Origin of the sequence: Synechococcus sp. F70.1 (assembly GCF_047502745.1) — a bacterium.
Taxonomy (GTDB): domain Bacteria; phylum Cyanobacteriota; class Cyanobacteriia; order Thermostichales; family Thermostichaceae; genus Thermostichus.
In genome coordinates this window covers 1-1,126 of record NZ_JANSJL010000094.1, presented here as the reverse complement: position 1 = coordinate 1,126, position 1,126 = coordinate 1, and the positions used below count along the sequence as shown (strand labels likewise).

Here is a 1,126-nt window from a genome sequence, read left to right as displayed (position 1 = left end):
CTGCCGCAATTACTACCTCAAAGGCGGGGGAGTAACGGCCAGCGGGGGAGAACCGTTAATGCAGCCCACCTTTGTGGCTGAGATTTTCCGCCGCTGCCATGAGTTGGGCTTGCACACGGCTTTGGATACCTCTGGCTATGTTCAACTGGAAGCGGCAAAACCTGTGTTGGATCATACAGATTTGGTGTTGCTCGATATCAAGTCTTATCTGCCGGAGCTGTATCGAAAGGTTACCGGCGTTTCGCTAGAACCCACTCTTAATCTGGCCCGCTATTTAGACCAGATCCACAAGCCTACCTGGATTCGTTTTGTGCTGGTTCCCGGCTTGACGGATCCCGAGGAAAACATTAAGGGATTGGCTGAGTTTGTAGCCACCCTATCCAACGTGGAGCGGGTGGAAGTTTTGCCCTTTCACAAGATAGGGGAATACAAATGGCAGCAGTTGGGTTTGCCCTATACCCTCAGCGATGTTCAGCCGCCTACTCCTGAACAGATCAACCACGCTTTGCAGATCTTTCGTGAGCGGGGATTGGTGGCAGTTTAGTTTATCGCCGTGGCGACAGCAACAAAACCGGAGCCAATCGTGACTTGCATTAGCCTGATCCCAAAGTTATCTCTAAAATTCTTAGGCTGCCTCCAAAGTGGCGCTAGGTTTAACTTAGTTGAACTTAGCAGGCTAAGAGCTTGCCAACTTTGGCAGTCGCAAAATAGAGGGAGAGCGATCCCCAGGGGGGTGCGCGTAATCTACCAAAATGGCATTCAATTTCAAGCCGAAAGCTGCGACCATCACACCCTCAGCGATCAGCCTTTGGTCAACCAAGGCCAAGACATAAGGCATCAAAGGGTTCTGGAAAAAGCTGTTGATGCTTGCATTATCCACAACACCCTTACCCATCCCCCAAAAATGACCGCCGAGATCCAGATCCTTACGTCTGTTGGCGCTTAGCCGGCCAGTGAGCCCGCTTGAGTCTTCCAGCAATTTCTAACTATTGCCTTAACTCTCAACAGTATGGATGTGATTTTGGAGGGATCCATCTATGCCTGTCACCAATCTCGAGGAACTGGAAGCTTTGATCCAACAGGTGAAAGCTGCCCAGGCTGAGTATGCCACCTTCACCCAGGAACA

2 protein-coding genes are annotated in these 1,126 nt (G+C 50.8%); both read left to right on the top strand.

All coding sequences use genetic code 11. From position 1 onward, the window contains the following. Window positions 1-544, top strand: a 544-nt coding sequence (locus tag NW860_RS09350; RefSeq protein WP_414513812.1) for a radical SAM protein, incomplete at its 5' end; no start/stop codon positions are given. A gap of 189 nt (window positions 545-733) precedes the next feature. Beyond that, window positions 734-946 carry a hypothetical protein gene (locus NW860_RS09345; protein ID WP_414411138.1) on the top strand — a complete coding sequence of 71 codons (213 nt, stop codon included), beginning with the start codon at window positions 734-736 and terminating at the stop codon, window positions 944-946. Window positions 947-1,126: the final 180 nt, after the last annotated feature.